The sequence below is a fragment of the Neorhizobium sp. PAMB6630 genome (assembly GCF_058242775.1).
The window spans coordinates 2,950,455-2,969,030 of sequence record NZ_CM177836.1; the positions used below are offsets into that span (position 1 = coordinate 2,950,455).

The 18,576-nt window shown below is 62.3% G+C and carries 18 protein-coding genes and 1 pseudogene; 11 read left to right on the forward strand and 8 right to left on the reverse strand.

Features of this window, described 5'->3' with window-relative positions; all coding sequences use genetic code 11:
• Window positions 1-23: 23 nt before the first annotated feature.
• Together AC4CWF_RS14205 and AC4CWF_RS14210 are read right to left on the reverse strand one after the other, a co-directional pair.
• Window positions 24-443 (reverse strand): GNAT family N-acetyltransferase, encoded by a 420-nt coding sequence (locus tag AC4CWF_RS14205; protein ID WP_491282293.1) that lies wholly within the window; start codon window positions 441-443, stop codon window positions 24-26.
• A 50-nt stretch (window positions 444-493) separates the two neighbouring features.
• Window positions 494-1,681 carry a winged helix-turn-helix domain-containing protein gene (locus AC4CWF_RS14210; protein WP_491282294.1) on the reverse strand — a complete coding sequence of 396 codons (1,188 nt, stop codon included), beginning with the start codon at window positions 1,679-1,681 and terminating at the stop codon, window positions 494-496.
• 125 nt (window positions 1,682-1,806) lie between these two features.
• On the opposite strand from AC4CWF_RS14210, the gene AC4CWF_RS14215 reads away from it, so the two are divergent.
• Genes AC4CWF_RS14215 through AC4CWF_RS14225 form a run of 3 tightly spaced genes read left to right on the forward strand, consistent with a single transcriptional unit; the run spans window position 1,807 to window position 3,689 of the window.
• The gene (locus AC4CWF_RS14215) at window positions 1,807-2,487 is read left to right on the forward strand and encodes an energy-coupling factor ABC transporter ATP-binding protein (RefSeq protein ID WP_491282295.1); all 681 of its coding nucleotides are present in this window, start codon (window positions 1,807-1,809) and stop codon (window positions 2,485-2,487) included.
• A complete protein-coding gene (locus tag AC4CWF_RS14220; RefSeq protein WP_491282296.1) occupies window positions 2,481-3,086 on the forward strand; it encodes an energy-coupling factor transporter transmembrane component T family protein in 606 nt (201 codons plus the stop codon). The genes AC4CWF_RS14215 and AC4CWF_RS14220 overlap by 7 nt, the downstream gene beginning before the upstream one ends.
• A 39-nt stretch (window positions 3,087-3,125) precedes the next feature.
• Entirely contained in the window at window positions 3,126-3,689 is a 564-nt protein-coding gene (locus AC4CWF_RS14225) for a biotin transporter BioY (RefSeq protein ID WP_491282297.1), read from the forward strand.
• A 46-nt stretch (window positions 3,690-3,735) separates the two neighbouring features.
• On the opposite strand, the gene AC4CWF_RS14230 is transcribed toward AC4CWF_RS14225, so the two are convergent.
• A complete protein-coding gene (locus AC4CWF_RS14230; protein WP_491282298.1) occupies window positions 3,736-4,137 on the reverse strand; it encodes an acyl-CoA thioesterase in 402 nt (133 codons plus the stop codon).
• Between the two features lie 148 nt (window positions 4,138-4,285).
• Between AC4CWF_RS14230 and AC4CWF_RS14235 the strand changes: the two genes are divergently transcribed.
• The 3 genes from AC4CWF_RS14235 (at window position 4,286) to AC4CWF_RS14245 (ending at window position 5,685) form a co-directional block, all read left to right on the forward strand.
• Window positions 4,286-5,221 (forward strand): histone deacetylase family protein, encoded by a 936-nt coding sequence (locus tag AC4CWF_RS14235; RefSeq protein WP_491282299.1) that lies wholly within the window; start codon window positions 4,286-4,288, stop codon window positions 5,219-5,221.
• Window positions 5,222-5,223: 2 nt separating this feature from the next.
• Window positions 5,224-5,478 carry an exodeoxyribonuclease VII small subunit gene (locus AC4CWF_RS14240; RefSeq protein ID WP_491282300.1) on the forward strand — a complete coding sequence of 85 codons (255 nt, stop codon included), beginning with the start codon at window positions 5,224-5,226 and terminating at the stop codon, window positions 5,476-5,478.
• 78 nt (window positions 5,479-5,556) lie between these two features.
• Window positions 5,557-5,685 carry a hypothetical protein gene (locus AC4CWF_RS14245; RefSeq protein ID WP_491282301.1) on the forward strand — a complete coding sequence of 43 codons (129 nt, stop codon included), beginning with the start codon at window positions 5,557-5,559 and terminating at the stop codon, window positions 5,683-5,685.
• A 31-nt stretch (window positions 5,686-5,716) separates the two neighbouring features.
• On the opposite strand, the gene AC4CWF_RS14250 is transcribed toward AC4CWF_RS14245, so the two are convergent.
• A complete protein-coding gene (locus AC4CWF_RS14250; protein WP_491285410.1) occupies window positions 5,717-6,985 on the reverse strand; it encodes an ROK family protein in 1,269 nt (422 codons plus the stop codon).
• A 179-nt stretch (window positions 6,986-7,164) separates the two neighbouring features.
• On the opposite strand from AC4CWF_RS14250, the gene xylF reads away from it, so the two are divergent.
• From xylF to AC4CWF_RS14265, 3 genes are all read left to right on the forward strand, one after another.
• Window positions 7,165-8,205, forward strand: coding sequence for a D-xylose ABC transporter substrate-binding protein (gene xylF, locus AC4CWF_RS14255; RefSeq protein WP_491282302.1), 1,041 nt, complete (start codon window positions 7,165-7,167; stop codon window positions 8,203-8,205).
• Between the two features lie 111 nt (window positions 8,206-8,316).
• Window positions 8,317-9,630, forward strand: a complete 1,314-nt coding sequence (locus AC4CWF_RS14260) for a sugar ABC transporter permease (protein ID WP_491282303.1) — start codon at window positions 8,317-8,319, stop codon at window positions 9,628-9,630.
• A 12-nt stretch (window positions 9,631-9,642) separates the two neighbouring features.
• Entirely contained in the window at window positions 9,643-10,428 is a 786-nt protein-coding gene (locus tag AC4CWF_RS14265; protein ID WP_491282304.1) for an ATP-binding cassette domain-containing protein, read from the forward strand.
• 232 nt (window positions 10,429-10,660) lie between these two features.
• Here the strand turns inward: AC4CWF_RS14265 and AC4CWF_RS14270 are convergent, their stop codons facing one another.
• The 4 genes and pseudogenes from AC4CWF_RS14270 to AC4CWF_RS14285 all read right to left on the reverse strand — a co-directional run bounded on the left by AC4CWF_RS14270 (window position 10,661) and on the right by AC4CWF_RS14285 (window position 15,352).
• Window positions 10,661-11,590, reverse strand: a complete 930-nt coding sequence (locus AC4CWF_RS14270) for an IS110 family RNA-guided transposase (RefSeq protein ID WP_491282054.1) — start codon at window positions 11,588-11,590, stop codon at window positions 10,661-10,663.
• Between the two features lie 304 nt (window positions 11,591-11,894).
• Window positions 11,895-12,011: pseudogene (locus tag AC4CWF_RS14275) on the reverse strand (homocysteine S-methyltransferase family protein); the annotation flags it as partial.
• 254 nt (window positions 12,012-12,265) lie between these two features.
• Window positions 12,266-13,186, reverse strand: coding sequence for a homocysteine S-methyltransferase family protein (locus AC4CWF_RS14280; protein WP_491282305.1), 921 nt, complete (start codon window positions 13,184-13,186; stop codon window positions 12,266-12,268).
• Window positions 13,187-13,375: 189 nt separating this feature from the next.
• On the reverse strand, window positions 13,376-15,352 hold the full coding sequence (locus tag AC4CWF_RS14285; protein ID WP_491282306.1) for a DEAD/DEAH box helicase: 1,977 nt from the start codon (window positions 15,350-15,352) through the stop codon (window positions 13,376-13,378).
• Window positions 15,353-15,577: 225 nt separating this feature from the next.
• Between AC4CWF_RS14285 and AC4CWF_RS14290 the strand changes: the two genes are divergently transcribed.
• Complete coding sequence (locus tag AC4CWF_RS14290; RefSeq protein WP_491282307.1) at window positions 15,578-16,501, forward strand: pirin family protein; 924 nt, start codon at window positions 15,578-15,580, stop codon at window positions 16,499-16,501.
• A 103-nt stretch (window positions 16,502-16,604) separates the two neighbouring features.
• Window positions 16,605-18,521, forward strand: a complete 1,917-nt coding sequence (dxs, locus tag AC4CWF_RS14295) for a 1-deoxy-D-xylulose-5-phosphate synthase (protein ID WP_491282308.1) — start codon at window positions 16,605-16,607, stop codon at window positions 18,519-18,521.
• The last annotated feature ends 55 nt before the right edge of the window (window positions 18,522-18,576 follow it).

The following is an 18,576-nucleotide window of genomic DNA, read 5'->3' on the forward strand; positions in this document are numbered from 1 at the left end:
GTCTCCATGGGTTCCCGCCTCCCCTACCGCACAATCTTCATGGCCATGCCGAGCGAGCGTGGTGCGGTTTCCTCAAAACCGAATTGGGCGTAGAGCCGGTTTGCCGGGACGTCGGCAATCAGGCTGACGTAGGCGCTTTCGGGTGCTGCCACCTTCAGGTGATCGACAAGGGCGGCCATGATCTTTTTGCCAAGTCCCTTGCCCTGGTGCGCTGGCTGCACGGCAATGTCGGTCACCTGAAAAAAGCAGCCGCCATCGCCGATGATGCGCCCCATGCCGACGATTTCTCCGTCGCACACCACCCGCACGCCGAAAAACGTGCCTTTGAGCCCGATGGTGGCCGCCTGCGGCGTAAACGGGCTGAGCCCGGCCTCGTGGCGAAGACGCAGATAATCCTCAAGCGGCGGTGCCTGTGGTTCAAGGTGATAGTGCTGCCTGTCCATGGCGTCGTCCTGCATCCCGCGTGTTCCCCGTTGATCGCTTCGCCAAAAGCTCAGCCGTGCCAGTCGCTGGCGTAACTCACCCGTTCAACGCCGGTGAAGCGCGCCAATCGCTGCAATTCCGCATCGAGTTTTTCCAGGCGGCCAGCCGAGGCGCGCACGCCCTTTTCCAGCCAGAGCCGCTTCACGTCGAGCACGCCCGCCTTGCGATCCGCCTTCATGTCGATGCGGCCGATCAGGCGGTCGCCTTCCAGAAGCGGAAACACGTAATAGCCAAACTGCCGCTTCGGCTCGGGCACAAAGATCTCGATGCGATAATTGAAGCCAAACAGGCGTTCCGCCCGGTCGCGGTCACGCAGCAGCGGATCAAAAGGACTCAGCACCCGGATGCGGGCTGGCGGTTCCGGCGGATCGGCAAGCGCCGGCACCATCTCCGGCAGCGCGTAGGACAGGCGACGACGGCCATCGACCGTGACGATCTCCACCGGCTGCAGGTTTTCAGCTTCAGAGGCCAGCCAGTCCTTTGCCTCCTGCGGCGTGACGAGATCAAAAAAAGCGGCAATCTCGCCTGATGTCGCAAAGCCGAGGCGCGAGAGCGCTGCCCGGCAGGCCCAGTCGACAAATTCGCCGTGGCTCACCTCCGGCTCATGGTGATGCGCCGGCAGGACCCGTTCCGTCAGATCATAGCGTTTTTGAAAATTCACCCTTCCGGCAATGGCAAAGCGGCCGGTGCGCCAGTGATATTCGAGCGCCGTCTTCGAGGGATGCCAGTTCCACCAGCCGCCGGATTTGTGCTCCTCGTGGCGGATATCGCGCGCCATCACCGGCCCGTTTTCCTTCACGCGGGCATAGGTCTCGTCGAACACCGAATCAAAACCCTCCCCGCGCCATTTGCGCCAGCGCTCGACAATCGCTGCCTCCTCCCGGAGGAAACGATGTTTCCAGTACCGGAAGAAGGTGGCGGGGATGATCGCCGCATCATGCGTCCAGTGCTCGAACAGCGCGCCATCTTTTTCCAGAAGCGCCACGAGGTCTTCGCGCCGATAGGTCTGGTTGCGGGAAAACAGGATCTGGTGATGCGCCCGCTCAACCGTCTGGATACTATCGACCTGCACGAAACCGAGTTCCTCGATGAGGTCGAGCAGGCCCGCCTTGCCGAGCTTCAGGTTCGGCGCACGCGAAAGCCCCTGCCGTTCCAGGAAGGCCCGCCGTGCCTGTTGATTGTCGATCAGAATCGTCATGAGAAGAGGCTAGCGCGCGTTCGCGTTTTGTTCAACATCTATCCCGATGCTTTCACAACGTCTGGCACATTTCCCTTCCGGCGCGCGGCGGTTATAGAGACGCCAGCAAGACAGGATGACAAGACGTGCACATCATCTTCGACAAGGCCGAACTGCGTTATGGCGAGCGCGTGGCTCTACAGCCGCTGAGCCTTCAGCTATCAGAACCGCGCATCGGCGTGATCGGCCTCAATGGTTCGGGCAAGACAAGTTTTGCCCGGCTGGTGAACGGGCTTGTGAAGCCAACGAGCGGCCGCGTGACACTCGACGGACTGGATACGGTGGCAGACGCCAGAGCGGTTCTTGCCGCCACCGGCTTCATCTTCCAGAACCCGGCAAACCAGATCATCCTGCCGCTCATCCGCGATGACATTGCCATGGGGCCAAAGGCCCGCGGGCTGAAGGGCAAGGCGCTGGACGACGCGGTGGACGCCGTGATGGAGCGGTTCGCCATTACCGACCTTGAAAAGCGCCGCCCGCACGAACTGTCCGGCGGGCAGTTGCAGCTGGCAGCGCTTGCGGCCGTGGTGGTGACAGAGCCAAAGCTCATCCTGTTTGACGAACCGACCAACCAGCTGGACCTCAAAAACCGCGCGCTGGTGCGCCGCGCAATCGAAGGGCTCGAGCAGCAGGCGATCGTCATCAGCCATGATCTGGAACTCGTCGCCGGCTTTGGCCGCGTGCTGGTGTTTCACGAGAGCAGCCTTGCCTTCGATGGAGACGGTGCCGAGGCCATTGCCCGCTACCGGGAGATTGCCGCATGCTGACCAGCCTTTATGTCGAGGGCACAAGCTTTCTCCACCGCATGAGCGTGCGGGCAAAGCTTGCGGGTCTGATGTTGTTCGGCCTTGCGCTTTTCGTTGTCGACAATTCCTTTGTGCTGGGCTCTGCCCTTCTTCTCACCGCCACGCTCTATCTGCGGTTGGGGCTTGGGGTCACCGAAGCCTTCCGGCGTCTGCGCCCGGTACTCTTCACCATCGCCTTCTTCGCCCTCGTCAACATATTCGTGCTGTCACCGCACGAGGCGTTCGTCTCGACCTTGCGCCTGCTTGCGATCCTGTTTCTGGCGGCAAGCGTGACGGCGACCACGACGATTGCCGACTTTATCGCGGCAATCACCGCCCTTCTTATGCCTCTGGAGCGGCTTGGCCTGATGAAGGCCTCCGATGGCGGGCTTGCCTTCGGGCTGGTGTTGCGCTTCGTGCCGGAAATCGCGAACCGCTACGAGATGCTGAAGGAGGCGCATGCGGCGCGCGGGCTGGTGCTGAAGCCACACCGGATCATCGGGCCGCTGATCATTTCAACCCTCAAGGAAGCAGACGCCATCGCCCAGGCAATTGACGCGCGCGGTATTCGCGGTCAGTAAAAGCAGCGACAAGGCAGTTTATCCGCATAGGAGCGCTACATGACCACCAAGGATCTCGTGCTTTCGGCACTGTTTACCGCCATCATCATCGTGCTGGGCCTGATCCCGCCAGTGACGCTCGGCTTCATTCCGGTGCCGATCACGGCGCAATCCATGGGGGTCATGCTGGCCGGCACCATCATTGGCGCAAGGCGCGGAGCCCTCGCCTACGCTCTTCTCGTCGTTCTCGTGGCCGTCGGCCTTCCGGTTCTGTCGGGCGGACGCGGTGGGCTCAATGTGCTGATGGGGCCGACCGGCGGTTATATCCTCGGCTGGATTGCCGGCAGCTTCGCCACCGGTTACCTCAGCGAGCGCCTGGTGCGCGACGGCCAGCCGGCCCTGCTCCAGGCCGCCGGCTTTTTTGCCGCAAGCATCGCCGGCGGTATTGTCGTGGTTTACGCGATCGGCATGCCCTGGGTTTCGCTGATGACCGGCACGCCCTTCAGCAAGGTCATGCTCGGCTCGCTCGCCTTCATCCCCGGCGACCTTTTGAAAGCCGCCATCGCAACGCTTGCCGCCCGCGCCGTCATGGTGGGTTATCCGCTTCTGCCGCAGCGGGCGTAAAACAAGCGGCCACGATCCGCTCGGCTGTGCCGAATCGTGGCCATGTTTATTCCAGATACTGATACAGCCAGTCGCGCAGCGGTTCCGGTAGCGGCAGCGTCTCGCCGGTCAGCGGATCGCAGGCGGTCCAGACGATTTCGGCTTCGGCCACCAGATCGTCGCCGCGGCTGAGAAGGATGGCAAAACCGGCCGATTTGCCGCCGATCTTGCTGACGCGCACCGCAGTGGACACGTCGTCGCCGAACCGCAGGCCCTTGTGGATGGTGCAGGCGACCTTGGAGACGTAGAAGAGCGGATCCGTCTTCTGCGTGGCGCGGGCGCTCCAGAAGCGGGCCAGCGCCTCCTCCGCATAGGTGATATAGGCGGCGCTGTGCATTTCGCCGCGCATGCCCACGTCGCGAAACGGAACCACAAACGCATAATGACTGTATCGACTGGTCTCTGCCACGCAACCCCCACCGAATTTCGCGGCATTTAAGACCAGACGCGCGTCTTGAACAAGACGCAAAGCCGGCCATGCCGCTTGAAATACGCCCGCGTTTGCGCCATTTCGATGAGACCCGCCGCTCGTATCCGGCGCGGCAGGAGCTTTGGCCATGACGACCCGCCTTTACGAACACAAGATCTTCCTCGAACACAACACACCCGCCGGCCATCCCGAGCGCGCCGACCGGCTGCGTTCGCTGGCGATCGCGCTGGAACATCCGAATTTCGAGCGGCTGGTGCGGGTGGAAGCGCCGCAGGCGAACGAAGATGCCGTGATCCTGGCGCATCCGGATAGCCACCTGATTTCGGTCATGCGCGAAATCCCCGAGGAAGAGGACAGCATCCGCCAGATCGAGGCCGATACCTATGTCAGTTCCAAAAGCCTGCAGGCGGCGCTGACCGGCATCGGCGGTGCGATGGCAGCCGTCGACGACGTGTTTCTGGGCCGCGCCGACAATGCCTTTGTCGCCTCGCGCCCGCCCGGCCACCATGCGGAAAAAACCAAGGCCATGGGCTTTTGCCTGTTCAACAACGTGGCGATTGCCGCCCGCCATGCGCAGAAAACCTATGGCGTCGAGCGCGTCGCCATCGTCGACTGGGACGTACACCACGGCAATGGCACCCAGGACATCTTTTGGGACGATCCGTCCGTGCTGTTCTGCTCGACGCACCAGATGCCGCTCTACCCCTGGACCGGAGAACTTGGCGAAACCGGCGCACACAAAAACATCGTCAATGCGCCGCTCGAAACCAATTCGGCCGGCGAGCATTTTCGCGAGGCCTTTTCCAGCCGCATTCTGCCGGCGCTGCATGAATTCCGTCCGGATTTTATTCTGATTTCGGCCGGTTTTGATGCCCATCACCGTGATCCGCTGGCGCAGATCAACTTGGTCGGCGATGATTTCGACTGGGCGACCGGCCGTCTCATGGAGATCGCCGGCAAATACGCCGGCAACCGGGTCGTCAGCCTTCTGGAAGGCGGTTATGATCTGGAGGGGCTCGCCGAATCGGCCGGCCTCCATATTTGCAGACTGATGAAAGGCTAAAAATGTCGCAGAGCCCAGAAGCCAACGACGTTGGCGGTTACAGCTTTGAAAAGGCCGTCGCCGAACTCGAAAGCATCGTGGCGCGCCTGGAGCGCGGCGACGTGGCGCTGGACGAATCCATTGCCATTTACGAGCGCGGCGAAGCCTTGAAGAAACATTGCGAAAAGCTGCTGAGCGCTGCCGAAAACCGCATTGAAAAGATCCGTCTCGACCGCGCCGGCAATCCGCAGGGCGTGGAGCCGCTGGATAACGCGTAAACCGCAGGCGGCGATCTGAACCCTCTTGGAACCACGGTGGGTTTTGGAACAAACGGCGAGATTTGCCGTTGATGCGCCATGACAAAAGACACCGGACCCAAGGCCCGTAGCGGCATGATCACCTTCGTTCTTCTCATCTTCGCCGTGGCGCTTGTGCTGGCGGGGATCTACATGTTCGGCTTCACGCCGGGTGAGACAAACGGCTGACGCAAAACATCACGGCTGGCGCGTGGTCCCGTCACCGGGGTGCCGTCAGCCGCTGATCCACCGCCGTCAATGCCCGGTCCAGATGGCCCTCGAACACCAGCGACTGCTCGTCTTGGATGATATCGATGGCCGGCAGGCCGTTGAGGCGCACGTGCAGCGACTGTAAAAGCCCTTCGTCCAGCCCCCCTTTCAACAGATCGAAAAACCGTGTGCCGGGACCGGTGACGGCAATCGGCAGGTTGCCGGCGATGCTGAGCACCCGCGAGAGACCCTGGCCGAGCGCAAGGCCCGCCTGACGAAACGCGTATTGCGCCATGCGGTTCTGCTGGCGCGCCGCCGTCGCGATCTTTTCCATCTCCGTGAGCGGCACGAACTTGGCCGGAATGGTGTTTTCCGGCACCTGGAAGGCCAACCGCAAAATGCCGTAAAATCCAGCCGTTGCCTCGACGCAGCCATAGGCGCCGCAGCGACAGAGCCGGTTGTCCGGCGTGTTCAGCATATGGCCGAAATTCGGCGCGGTGACGGAAAGCTGATCGCCCGGCCCGTCCTTGCGCGCAATGCCAAGCCCGATGCTGTGACCAAGCGACAGAGCGACAAGGCCGGAAAAACCCTCCGATGCATCCGCGTGGCCAAGCCTGCGGCGTGACAGCGCCTGCGCCACCAGCAGTGTTTCATTACCGACATCGAGCGCTGCATCGGGATAGAGCGCAAGAAGCGGTGAAAAATCCACCTGCTCGCGTCCGAACACCGGCGACCAGATGAGCCGGCCCTCCTCTCCATCGACAATACCCTTGCTGCTCAGCGACAGGAGTGCAATCGCAGACGGCTCCAGGCGCGAGCGCTGCAGGAGACGCGCAAGCGCTGTGCCGATCTCGGCCAGAAACCCATCCGGCCGCTTGCCCATGGCATCGCGCGGCATGCTGAACCGGTCGATCAGCGTGCCACGAAAATCCGACAGCGCGTAGTGCAGCGCGTCCGACGATATCTGCACGGCGACCACATGGGCAAAACCTGCCGCGCGCGAAAACAGCACGCGCGGGCGACCACGCAAGCCTGCCACAGTCTGTTCCTCGCGGGCAATCGCGCCCAGCTTTTCAAGGTCGGCCGTGAGCGCCGTGACGGTGGCAGACGCAAGCCCCGTGAGGCTCGACAGGTCCGTATGCGACATCGATCCATGCAGGCGAAGGCCGGAGAGAACAGCCAGCAGATTCTGGCGGCGCAGCTGTTCCGTGCCCGGCCGCGCGCCGTTTGCGGGCACCGCTGCATCGGTTGCGCCGGGCAAAGGGGAGCGGCTGCGCATGGGCATGATATTTCAGTCGATGGAGGGCTGTTGACAGTGTCCTCATCATCTGCCAGATATTTTCTCGACTGTCGAGAAAAACAATCTTTCTCAGGGGATCGGGGGTTTGCCGACGGTTATTTCAAGCGGGCACAGGCGGACGAGGAGGTTCGCGGCCCGCGTCACTCGGGAGGTTTAAAATGAAATCCGTCTTGAAGCTGATGGCCGCTGCTGCCGTCATCACATCCGTGCATGTTCCGGCTCAGGCCAAGGATCTGGTCGTTGGCGTTTCCTGGTCGAACTTCCAGGAAGAGCGTTGGAAAACCGACGAAGCCGCCATCAAGGAAGCCCTGAAGGCTGCCGGCGCCAAGTATATTTCCGCTGACGCCCAGACCTCTGCCGCAAAGCAGCTGACCGACATCGAAAGCCTGATCTCGCAGGGCGCCAACGCGCTCATCGTTCTGGCGCAGGATTCCGGCGCCATTGGTCCTGCCATCGAAAAGGCCGCCAATGAAGGCATTCCGGTCATCGGCTACGACCGCCTGATCGAAAATCCGAACACCTACTACATCACCTTCGACAACAAGGAAGTCGGTCGTCTTCAGGCCAAGGAAGTCTTCAAGGTCAAGCCAACCGGCAATTACGTGTTCATCAAGGGCGGCTCCACCGATCCGAACGCTGATTTCGTCTTCTCCGGCCAGATGGAAGTGCTGAAGGCTGCCATCGACAGCGGCAAGATCAAGAATGTCGGCGAAGCCTATACGGATGGCTGGAAGCCGGAAATTGCCCAGAAGAACATGGAGCAGTTCCTGACCAAGAACAGCAACAAGGTCGATGCGGTTGTTTCGTCGAACGACGGTATGGCCGGCGGCGTTGTCGCAGCGCTTGAAGCCCAGGGTCTTGCCGGTTCCGTTCCGGTCTCCGGCCAGGATGGCGACAAGGCCGCTCTGAACCGCGTGGCACTTGGCACGCAGACCGTGTCTGTCTGGAAAGACAGCCGCATGCTGGGCAAGAAGGCCGGCGAAGTGGCCGTGGCGCTTGCCGGTGGCAAGAAGATCAGCGACATCCCTGGTAGCACCAAGTTCAAGGGCGGCGCCAAGGGCGTGGAAATCACCTCGCAGTTCCTGACGCCGCAGGCCATCACCAAGGACAACCTGAACGTGGTTCTGGACGCCGGCTGGATTTCGAAGGCCGAGCTTTGCCAGGGCGTCAAGCCCGGCGCCGTTCCTGCCTGCAAATAAGGCAGCGACCGAAGGCCACCCGTTCTAGACCGGGCAGGACGCCGCAACTGGCTTGCGGCGTCCATTGCCTGACTGTGGCTTTGAAAAATAACAAAGGGGAGTAGAAGGGTCATGACGGATCAGACGATCGCCGTGCCTTCCAGCAGCGCACGCCACGCCAAGGGCAACCTCTGGCAGCGTTTCTTTCACGCAACGGAATTGGACACGCGGCTTTTGGGCATGGTGTTTGCCCTTGTCGTCATCTGGGTCGGATTTGATATCCTGTCCGGCGGATTGTTCCTCTCATCGCGCAACCTGTGGAACCTTTCGGTGCAGGCGGCCTCGGTGTCCGTCATGGCAACCGGCATGGTGCTGGTCATCGTGACGCGCAACATCGATCTGTCGGTCGGCTCCATCCTCGGCTTTGTCGGGATGATCATGGCGGTCACCCAGACGAAATACCTGCCGGCCCTGCTCGGCTTCGATCACCCGCTGACCTGGATCCTGACGCTCTCCGTCGGCATTGCGCTCGGCGGCGCGATCGGCGCCTTCCAGGGCGCCATCATCGCGTTCCTAGGCGTTCCCGCCTTCATCGTCACGCTCGGCGGCCTGCTGGTCTGGCGCGGTGCGGCCTGGATGGTCACAAGCGGCGCAACCGTTGCGCCCATGGACACCACGTTCCGCCTGATGGGCGGTGGTGCGGACGGCTCGATCGGCGCGACGGCCTCGTGGATCGTCGGCATCGTCGCCTGCGTCTTCATCGTGCTGTCGATCATCCATTCGCGGCGCCAGCGCAAGCGCTTCGGTTTTCCGTTAAAGCCGATCTGGGCTGAATATTTCACCGGCATCGTCGGCTGCGGCGTCCTGCTTGGCGCGGTCAATGTGCTCAACAGCTATTACATGCCGGTCAACCTTGCCCGCCGTTATGCCGAAGCAAACGGCATCGCCTGGCCGGAAGGCGGGCTGGAGATCCCGCTCGGCATTGCCATTCCGGTGCTGATTGCGCTTGGCATTGCGGTCGTCATGAACTTCCTCACCAACCGAACGCGGTTCGGCCGTTATGTGTTTGCCATCGGCGGCAACCCGGAAGCCGCAGAACTGGCGGGCATCAAGACCCGCTGGGTTACCGTGCGCATCTTTGCCCTGATGGGCGTGCTCTGCGCCATCGCAGCGGCCATCTCCACCGCCCGCCTCAACGCGGCAACCAACGCGCAGGGCACGTTGGACGAGCTTTACACCATCGCAGCAGCGGTCATCGGCGGCACCTCGCTTGCCGGCGGCATGGGCACCATTGCCGGCGCCGTGCTGGGCGCCATCGTCATGCAGTCGTTGAATTCCGGCATGGTGCTGCTCGGCATGGACGCCCCGCTGCAAAGTATCGTTATCGGCCTGGTGCTGGTGTTTGCCGTCTGGCTCGACACCGTCTACCGCGCCCGGGCTCGCTAGGAGGTCTGAGACATGACGCAAAACCGTACACCTCTCGTGGAAATGCGTGACATTTCCATCTCCTTCGGCGGTATCCATGCGGTCGACAGCGCCTCCGTCGACCTCTTCCCCGGCGAAGTCGTGGCGCTTCTCGGCCATAACGGCGCCGGCAAATCGACGCTGATCAAGATCCTCTCCGGCGCCTACCGGCGCAATGCGGGCGAAATCTTCATCAATGGCGAGCAGGTCGAGATCAACAACCCGCGCGATGCCAAGCAGTTCGGCATCGAGACCATCTACCAGACGCTGGCTGTGGCCGACAATGTCGATGCCGCCGCCAACCTTTATCTCGGCCGCGAGCTGCGCACCCCTTGGGGCACGCTCGATGATGTGGCGATGGAGGCCAAGGCGCGCGAGGTGATGGGCCGCCTTAACCCCAACTTCCAACGTTTCAAGGAACCGGTGCGCGCACTCTCAGGCGGCCAGCGCCAGTCGGTCGCCATCGCCCGCGCCATCCTGTTTGATGCCCGCATCCTCATCATGGACGAACCGACGGCCGCCTTGGGCCCGCAGGAAACCGCACAGGTGGGCGAACTGATCACCCAGCTGAAGCGCGAGGGCATCGGCATCTTCCTGATTTCCCACGACATCCACGACGTCTTCGACCTCGCCGACCGGGTGTTCGTCATGAAGAACGGCCGGGTTGTGGGCCATGCGCGCACGGAAGATGTGACCAAGGACGAAGTGCTCGGCATGATCATCATGGGCAAGGTGCCGCCGGGCGCCGTGGCCGGGCCCGGGGCTGCACAGATGGCGTGAGGGGGAACGGCTAACGTTTCTTGCCTGGAAGCTGGGTCTCTGGCCACTGTGTCTGGGTCCATCAGGGTTGCCGGCGTTGGTGCAAGCGGCCCCCCTCATCCGGCTGCCGCCACCTTCTCCCCGCTGGGGAGAAGGGGTAAAACGCAACCGCCGGGCTCAACCGCCTGCGAGGTTGGTCAAAGCGCCGGCCAATCATCCCTTCTCCCCTCGGGGAGAGCGACTGTCTTTGCAGTCAAGCGTTTTGCCATGGTTTTTGGTCCCGGATGATGGCGTTGAGCATGGTGAGGAGTTTGCGCATTGTTGCGACGATGGCGACGATCTTGGGTTTGCCGGCTGCGACGAGACGGTCACGAAAGGCTTTGAGCACGGGGTTGTGCCGGCTGGCGACGAGGGCTGCCATGAACAGCACGGCCCGCACTTTGCCCCTGCCGCCGCCAATGAAGCTCTTGCCTTTCCACGTGCCCGATTGTCGGGTAAAGGGTGCCAGACCCGCAAGCGATGCGATCTGACGTCGATCGAGACTGCCCAGTTCCGGCATCTCGGCGAGCAGCGTGCGAGCGGTGGCGGCCCCCACCCCCGGCACCGATGTCAGTAGCTGCTCGCGCACCCGCCACAGCGGCGACCTGCGGATATGTTCATCGAGATCGGCGTCGAGACTTTCCAACTCGCGCTTGAGGGCTTTCAGCAACCGCGTAATGCTCTTCTGGGCCTCTTTCGCCAGAACCATGCGCGCCCGGTTTTCCTCAGCCACGATCATCTGGACGATCTGCCGCCTGCGGGCCACAAGTGCCGACAAAGCCTGGGTTTCCAAGTCTTTGAGCGGTCTCAGCTCTGGCTTGGTCGCAATCACGAAAGCGGCAATCACTGCCGCATCGATCGGATCTGTCTTGGCGCGACGGCCGATCGCATTGGCATAAGAACGCACCTGCGCCGGATTGACCACGAGGACGGCAAAGCCCGCCGAAGACAGCGCCGCCACCGCCAGCATCTCAAACCCGCCGGTTGCTTCCATGGCAACGGCATTGGCTTTGATCGATTGCAGTCGCGAGACCAGATCTTCGACGCCCGCATGCGTATTTTCCACCGCAAACGTCACACCGGATGGCGCCACGGCGATATCCAGACGATCCTTCGAAACATCGATCCCAACAACGATATCCATCTTTTCCCATCCTTGCCTAAACGGACTTTGCCTGCGCAAGCGGTCCTGGCGACTGTTCGGGTTCGATGGAACGGCGGACGAAGACCCTTGCTCTCCCACGGGCTTGGTGTCCCAAAGGTTTGTCGGTCTCCCATCCGCCACCGCATTGGGCATTACACACCCAAATGCGGCTATTGGGAAGTTACAAAGGTGCCGGCAGGCGGATGAGGGGGCGGCGCACGCTGCCCTTTCCATCCCTCGGGGAAAGGCATCTACCTCTTGGACTTCCCCGACACGTCTAAAACTATCGCTCAGACCAGAAATTTCACCGCCCGCGCAGCGCGCCCGCAATCGTATGGATATGCGAAGCGCCAATGCCGCAGCCGCCGATCAGCGTGGCACCGGCATCCGCCCAGTTGCAGGCAAAACGGGAACAGGCGTCCGTGCCAGAGGCCCCCTCATCCGGCTGCCGCCACCTTCTCCCCGCTGGGGAGAAGGGGTAAAACGCAGATGTTGTAGTTCCATCGACTGCTCAAAAGAACGAAGGCCGGCCAAACATCCCTTCTCCCCTCGGGGAGAAGGTGCCGGCAGGCGGATGAGGGGGCGGCAGAAGCTGCCCTTTCCATCTTTCGGGGAGAGGCATCTACCTCTTGGACTTCCCCGACACGTCCAAATCTATCGCTCAGACCAGAAATTTCACCGCCCGCGCAGCGCGCCGGCAATCGTGTGGATATGCGAAGCGCCGATGCCGCAGCAGCCGCCGATCAGCGTGGCACCGGCATCGGCCCAATTACAGGCAAAGCGCGAATAGGCGTCGGTGGTGAGATCCGCGCGGGTTTCGTGCAGCCCCTCGTTGGCGGCCGTTTCATCCGTGTCGCTCTCGAACGCATTGGCGTAAACACCGATGCGGATCTCGACGCCCTGTTCAGCAAAAACCGCCGAGGCTGTGCGCACGGCTTTTTCCATCACTTCGGGTTTGGCGCAGTTAAACAGCAGCGCCTCAGCGCCGGAACCGGCAGCCCAGAGGGCGGCGTCTCGCACGGTTTCGCCGGAGCGCAGTTTGGCTTCGCCGCCCTCAGCCTGCGCGGCCACCTGCGCCTGATCGTCGGCCAGCGTGAACGAGATCCAGAACGGTTTTCCCGTCTCCTTCACCGCCACCCGCACCGCCTCGCCCTCGGCAATCAGGCTCAGCGTTTCGCCGAGCCAGAGATCGACGTGGGGATTAAGATTTTCGACCAGCACCGACAGGTAGTCCTGCACGGTCTCCGGCTTGAAGTTTTCAGGCTCGTAGGAACCAAAAATCGGCGGCAGGCCACCGGCAACCGTGACCTTGCGCCCGGCATTGTCCGCAGCCTCACGGGCGAGACGACCGGAGAGATCGATGAGGGCTGCACCCTCCTTCGCAAACCGCTCCTCGCCGATATGGAAGGGCACCAGCGCATAGGAATTGGTGGTGATGACATCGGCACCGGCTTCGATGAATTCCGCATGCACCTGACGCACAATTTCGGGCGAATTGATCAGTGCCATCGCCGACCATTCCGGCTGCACCAGTTCGGCGCCGAGACGCAGAAGCTCGCGGCTCATGCCGCCATCGAGAATAAGAAGTTCGTTCATCGCCCCTGCCCTTTTTGCATGTTTTTCCGCCCTCCGCTTTAAGCAATATTACAGCGGCTGGAAAGCCTGACGGAGCTGGAGCGCGGCGCGCCCACGGAAACCCCGGCATGAAAAAGCCGGCCACTCTCCAGAGGCCGGCTGTTCGTCAATCGGATGGTCTGTCCGGGGCCGAGACCCCGGATGTCACGCTCAAACGCGCGGCTTGCCGCCGGCAGGCTTGGGCGACTTGGGCTTCTTGGCAAAGGGCTTGCCGTCGTTGGCGTAAGGCTTGGCGTCCTTGTTGAAGGGCTTGCCGCCCTCCTTCTTGAAGGGGGCCTTGTCCTTGAACGGGCGATCGCCGGCCGGCTTGTCGCGGAAAGGTTTGTCAAAGCTTTTCGCGCCTTCGCCGGCAAAGGCGGGCTTGCCCTTCGGCTTTTTCGACCAGTCCTCGCGGGTGCCATCGCGCGGGGCTTCGCGGGCCGGGCGGTCCTCGTAGGCCTTCTTGACGAAGGGCTTGGCTTCCGCCTGGCGGGAAAGATCGGGCGCACCGTCAAGGCGCGTTACGCGGATGCCGCGTTCCAGCGTCTTGTTCTGGCCGATCGCCTGCGAAAAGGTTTCGGCATGCTGGGCGGAGATTTCGACGAAAGTTTCTTCCGTCTGCATCTTGATCGCGCCGATTTCGGCCTTGGTGAGATTGCCGTTGCGGCAGAGCATGGGGATCAGCCAGCGCGGTTCGGCATTCTGCTTGCGCCCGACAGACAGCGAGAACCAGACGGAGGGGCCGAATTCGCCGCGCGGCGTGCGGGGCGTGCTCTCGAATTCCGGGCGCTCGAAACCGCCTTCGCGGGGCTTTTTCGCCGCACCCGGCTGGACGGAAATCTCGATCAGATCTTCCGGGGCGGACTGGCGCGACCGGTAGAGATTGACGAAAGCCGCCGCCAGCTTTTCGGCACCATGCGCCTCGACCAGACGGGCGATGATATCCTGTTCTTCCTCACGGGCCTCTTCGCCAAAAATCGGGTCGGAGAGCAGACGTTCCTGGTCGCGGCCGATCACCTCTTCGGCCGACGGCGGGCGAGCCCATTCCGGCGTCACATCGGCGCCGGCGAGCAGGCGCTCGGCCTTGCGGCGCTGGTTGATCGGCACGATCATCGCGCTGATGCCCTTGCGGCCAGCACGACCGGTGCGGCCGGAGCGGTGCAGCAGCGTTTCCGAATTGGTCGGAAGGTCGGCGTGGATGACGAGATCGAGGCCGGGCAGATCGATGCCGCGGGCAGCCACATCCGTTGCGATGCAGACGCGGGCGCGACCATCGCGCATGGCCTGCAGCGCATGGGTGCGCTCGTTCTGCGTGAGTTCGCCGGAGAGTGCCACCACATCGAAATTGCGGTTGTTGAAACGGGCGGTCAGATGGTTGACGGCCGCGCGCGTCGAGCAGAACACGATGGCGTTCTTGGCATCATAAAAGCGCAGCACGTTGACGATGGCGTTTTCGCGGTCGGCAGGGGCCACCACCAGCGCACGGTATTCGATATCGGCGTGCTGCTTTTCTTCCGTCGTGGTGGAAATGCGCACGGCATTGCGCTGGTAACGCTTGGCAAGCTTGGCAATGCCGCTCGAAACGGTTGCCGAAAACATCAGCGTGCGGCGGGTTTCAGGCGCTGCCTCGAGGATGAATTCGAGATCCTCGCGAAAGCCGAGGTCGAGCATTTCGTCGGCCTCATCCAGCACGGCGACGCGCAGTTCCGACATGTCGAGCGCATTGCGGCGAATGTGGTCGCAGATGCGGCCCGGCGTGCCGACGACGATATGGGCGCCGCGATCGAGCGCGCGCCGTTCGTTGCGGATGTCCATGCCGCCAACGCAGCTGGCAATCACGGCGCCGGTCAGTTCATAAAGCCATTCCAGCTCGCGCTTCACCTGCATGGCCAGTTCGCGGGTCGGCGCGATGACGAGCGCCAGCGGGGCGCGGGCCGTCTCGAAGCGCTCGGCCTCTTCCAGAAGCGTCGGCGCAATGGCGATGCCGAAGGCCACCGTCTTGCCGGAGCCGGTCTGTGCGGAGACCAGCGCATCGGATGTGACCAGCGCCGGATCCAGCATGGCCTGCTGGACGGGGGTCAAGGTTTCGTAACCGCGCTTCGTCAACGCCTTGGCGATCGCCGGGACGGCGCCATTCAATTCGGACATCTACCTGTCTTTCGGATTTTAGTGCGCATTGACGCGCGGGCCGCGAGTGTTCGCAGCGGGATATGCCTCTCCCTACTGATTTGCGCAGGAAATGTCAAAGCGCATACGCTTGGAGGTCAACGGTGTCGCTCCAAAGGGTAAATGGACAAGACGGGCGCAACCGGCCGTGGCATACTGGAAAAAGCCAGAGGGGCACAGCCGCCACATCAACTGGAGAGCAAACCCATGTCCTTTTTCCCCGGAAACGATCCCGCACCCGGCGATGCCTTTGCCTGCGACGCCATCGAAAACCTCATCATTCCCCGCTCCTCGGATATCGGCGGTTTTTCCGTGCGCCGGGCGCTTCCCTCGCGCCAACGCCGCCTCGTCGGGCCGTTCATCTTTTTTGATCGCATGGGACCAGCGGTGCTGAAGGCGGATGAGGCGCTGGATGTAAAACCGCATCCGCATATCGGTCTCTCCACCGTCACTTACCTGTTTGATGGCGAGATCAAACATCGCGATAGTCTCGGCACCGAGCTTGTAATCCGTCCGGGTGACATCAACCTGATGACGGCAGGGCGCGGCATCGTGCATTCCGAGCGCACGCCGGAAAACCTGCGCGGACATCCGCTCTCCATGTCCGGCCTGCAGACCTGGCTTGCCCTTCCAGACAGTCATGAAGAGATCGATCCCGCCTTTGCCCACACGGCGCGGGAAAACATGCCGATGATCGACATGCAAGGCATTTCCGGCCGGGTGGTGATCGGCGCGCTCGATGGGGTCACCTCCCCCGTTCCGACCTTCACCGATACGCTCTACGTCGATCTTTCGCTGGAGGCGGGCAAAAGCTTTCCCTTTTCCGCCGCCCATGAGGAAAGGGCGATCTATATTCTTTCAGGGGAACTTTGGGTTGCCGGCGACTGTTTAGCCAGGGATCAGTTGCTGGTGCTCAGGCCCGGCGATGAGATTACGCTGAAAGGCGGCGAGACCGGTTGTCACATCATGCTGTTTGGCGGTGCGGCCTTGAACGCGAAGCGCTATATCTGGTGGAACTTCGTGTCTTCCTCCAAGGAACGCATCGAGCAGGCAAAAGAAGAGTGGCGCACGGGCCGTTTCGATATCGTGCCCGGTGACGAAGAAGAGTTCGTGCCTTTGCCAAGCCCGTGAATTCCGCTAGAAGCGCGAGCTTGAGAGACTTGAAAAAGCCGCGTTCCATCTCATCTTGAGAGAAAACGAAGGCTCGGGACCAGAGCAGAAAAGGCCATCATTCGTGACATCCAGCCCTCAGACGCCGCTGCTTGACAAGGTGAAGCTGCCGGCCGACCTTCGCCAGACCGAAGACCGCGACCTGCCGCAGCTTGCGCGCGAACTGCGCGACGAGATGATCGACGCGGTGTCAAAAACCGGCGGGCATCTGGGCGCGGGCCTTGGCGTGGTGGAACTGACGATTGCCATCCACAAGGTGTTCAACACGCCGCATGACCGGCTGATCTTCGATGTCGGCCACCAGTGTTATCCGCACAAGATCCTGACCGGCCGTCGTGACCGTATCCGGACGCTGCGCCAGGAAGACGGCCTGTCCGGTTTTACCAAGCGCGCCGAGAGTGAATACGATCCCTTTGGCGCGGCCCACTCCTCCACCTCCATCTCGGCAGGTCTTGGCATGGCGGTGGCTGCCGATCTCTCCGGCACGCCCCGCAATGTGGTGGCCGTGATCGGCGATGGCGCGATGTCGGCGGGCATGGCCTATGAGGCGCTGAACAATGCCGGCGCGCTCGATGCGCGCCTCATCGTCATCTTGAACGACAACGACATGTCGATTGCACCGCCGACCGGTGCGATGAGCGCCTATCTGGCGCGTCTCGCCTCCGGTCGCAGCTATATGGGCTTTCGCGATTTCGGCAAGAAACTGACCGCCTATCTCGGCAAGAACATCGACCGGGCGATCACCCGCGCCGTGGAACACGCGCGGGGCTATGTGACCGGCGGCACCATGTTCGAGGAAATGGGTTTTTACCATATCGGCCCGATCGACGGCCATTCCTTCGACCATCTCCTGCCGGTGCTGCGCAATGTGCGCGATAACGGCAAAGGTCCGGTGCTGATCCATGTCGTGACGCAGAAGGGCAAGGGGTATGCGCCGGCCGAAGCTGCCGCCGACAAATATCATGGCGTCAACAAGTTCGACGTCATCACCGGCGCGCAGGCGAAAGCCAAGCCGAATGCGCCGAGCTATACGGCCGTGTTTGCCGATGCGTTGGTGGAGGAAGCCCGCCACGACGAAAAGATCGTCGGCGTCACCGCCGCCATGCCCTCGGGCACCGGGCTCGACAAGCTGCAGGACGTGTTTCCCAAGCGCACCTTCGATGTCGGCATTGCCGAACAGCATGCAGTCACCTTTGCCGCCGGCCTTGCATCCGAAGGCTACAAGCCGTTCTGCGCACTCTATTCCACCTTCCTGCAACGCGGTTACGACCAGGTGGTGCATGACGTGGCCATCCAGGGCCTGCCGGTGCGTTTCCCCATCGACCGCGCGGGCCTTGTTGGCGCCGATGGCCCGACCCATGCCGGTTCATTCGACACCACGTTCCTTGCGACGCTTCCGGGCATGGTGGTGATGGCCGCTGCCGACGAAGCGGAGCTGAAGCACATGGTGCGCACCGCCGCAGCTTACGATGACGGCCCGATCTCCTTCCGGTATCCGCGCGGCGAAGGCGTGGGCGTCGAAATGCCAGTGCGCGGCGAAATTCTCGAAATCGGCAAGGGCCGCATCGTCAAGGAAGGTGCCAAGGTGGCGCTTCTCTCCTTCGGCACCCGGCTTGCCGAATGCCTGCTTGCCGCCGAGGATCTCGATGCGGCGGGTCTTTCCACCACGGTTGCCGATGCGCGGTTTGCAAAGCCGCTCGACCATGACCTCATCCGCCAGCTCGCCCGCCACCACGAAATCGTCGTCACCATCGAGGAAGGCGCCGTCGGCGGTTTCGGCAGCCATGTGATGCAGTTCCTTGCCAACGAAGGTCTGCTCGATCAGGGCCTCAAGGTGCGCTCGCTGGTTCTGCCGGATGTCTGGATGGACCAGGCAAAACCCGAGGTGATGTATGCCAAGGCCGGCCTTGACCGCGCCGGCATCGTGTCAACGGTGTTCAAGGCGCTGGGGCAGACGCAGAAGGTCGGCGTGGCGGGCTAGCTTTCGGGCAATCGCCGCCGTTTTCTGTTAGACCCCTCTGGCATGCCGGCCATCT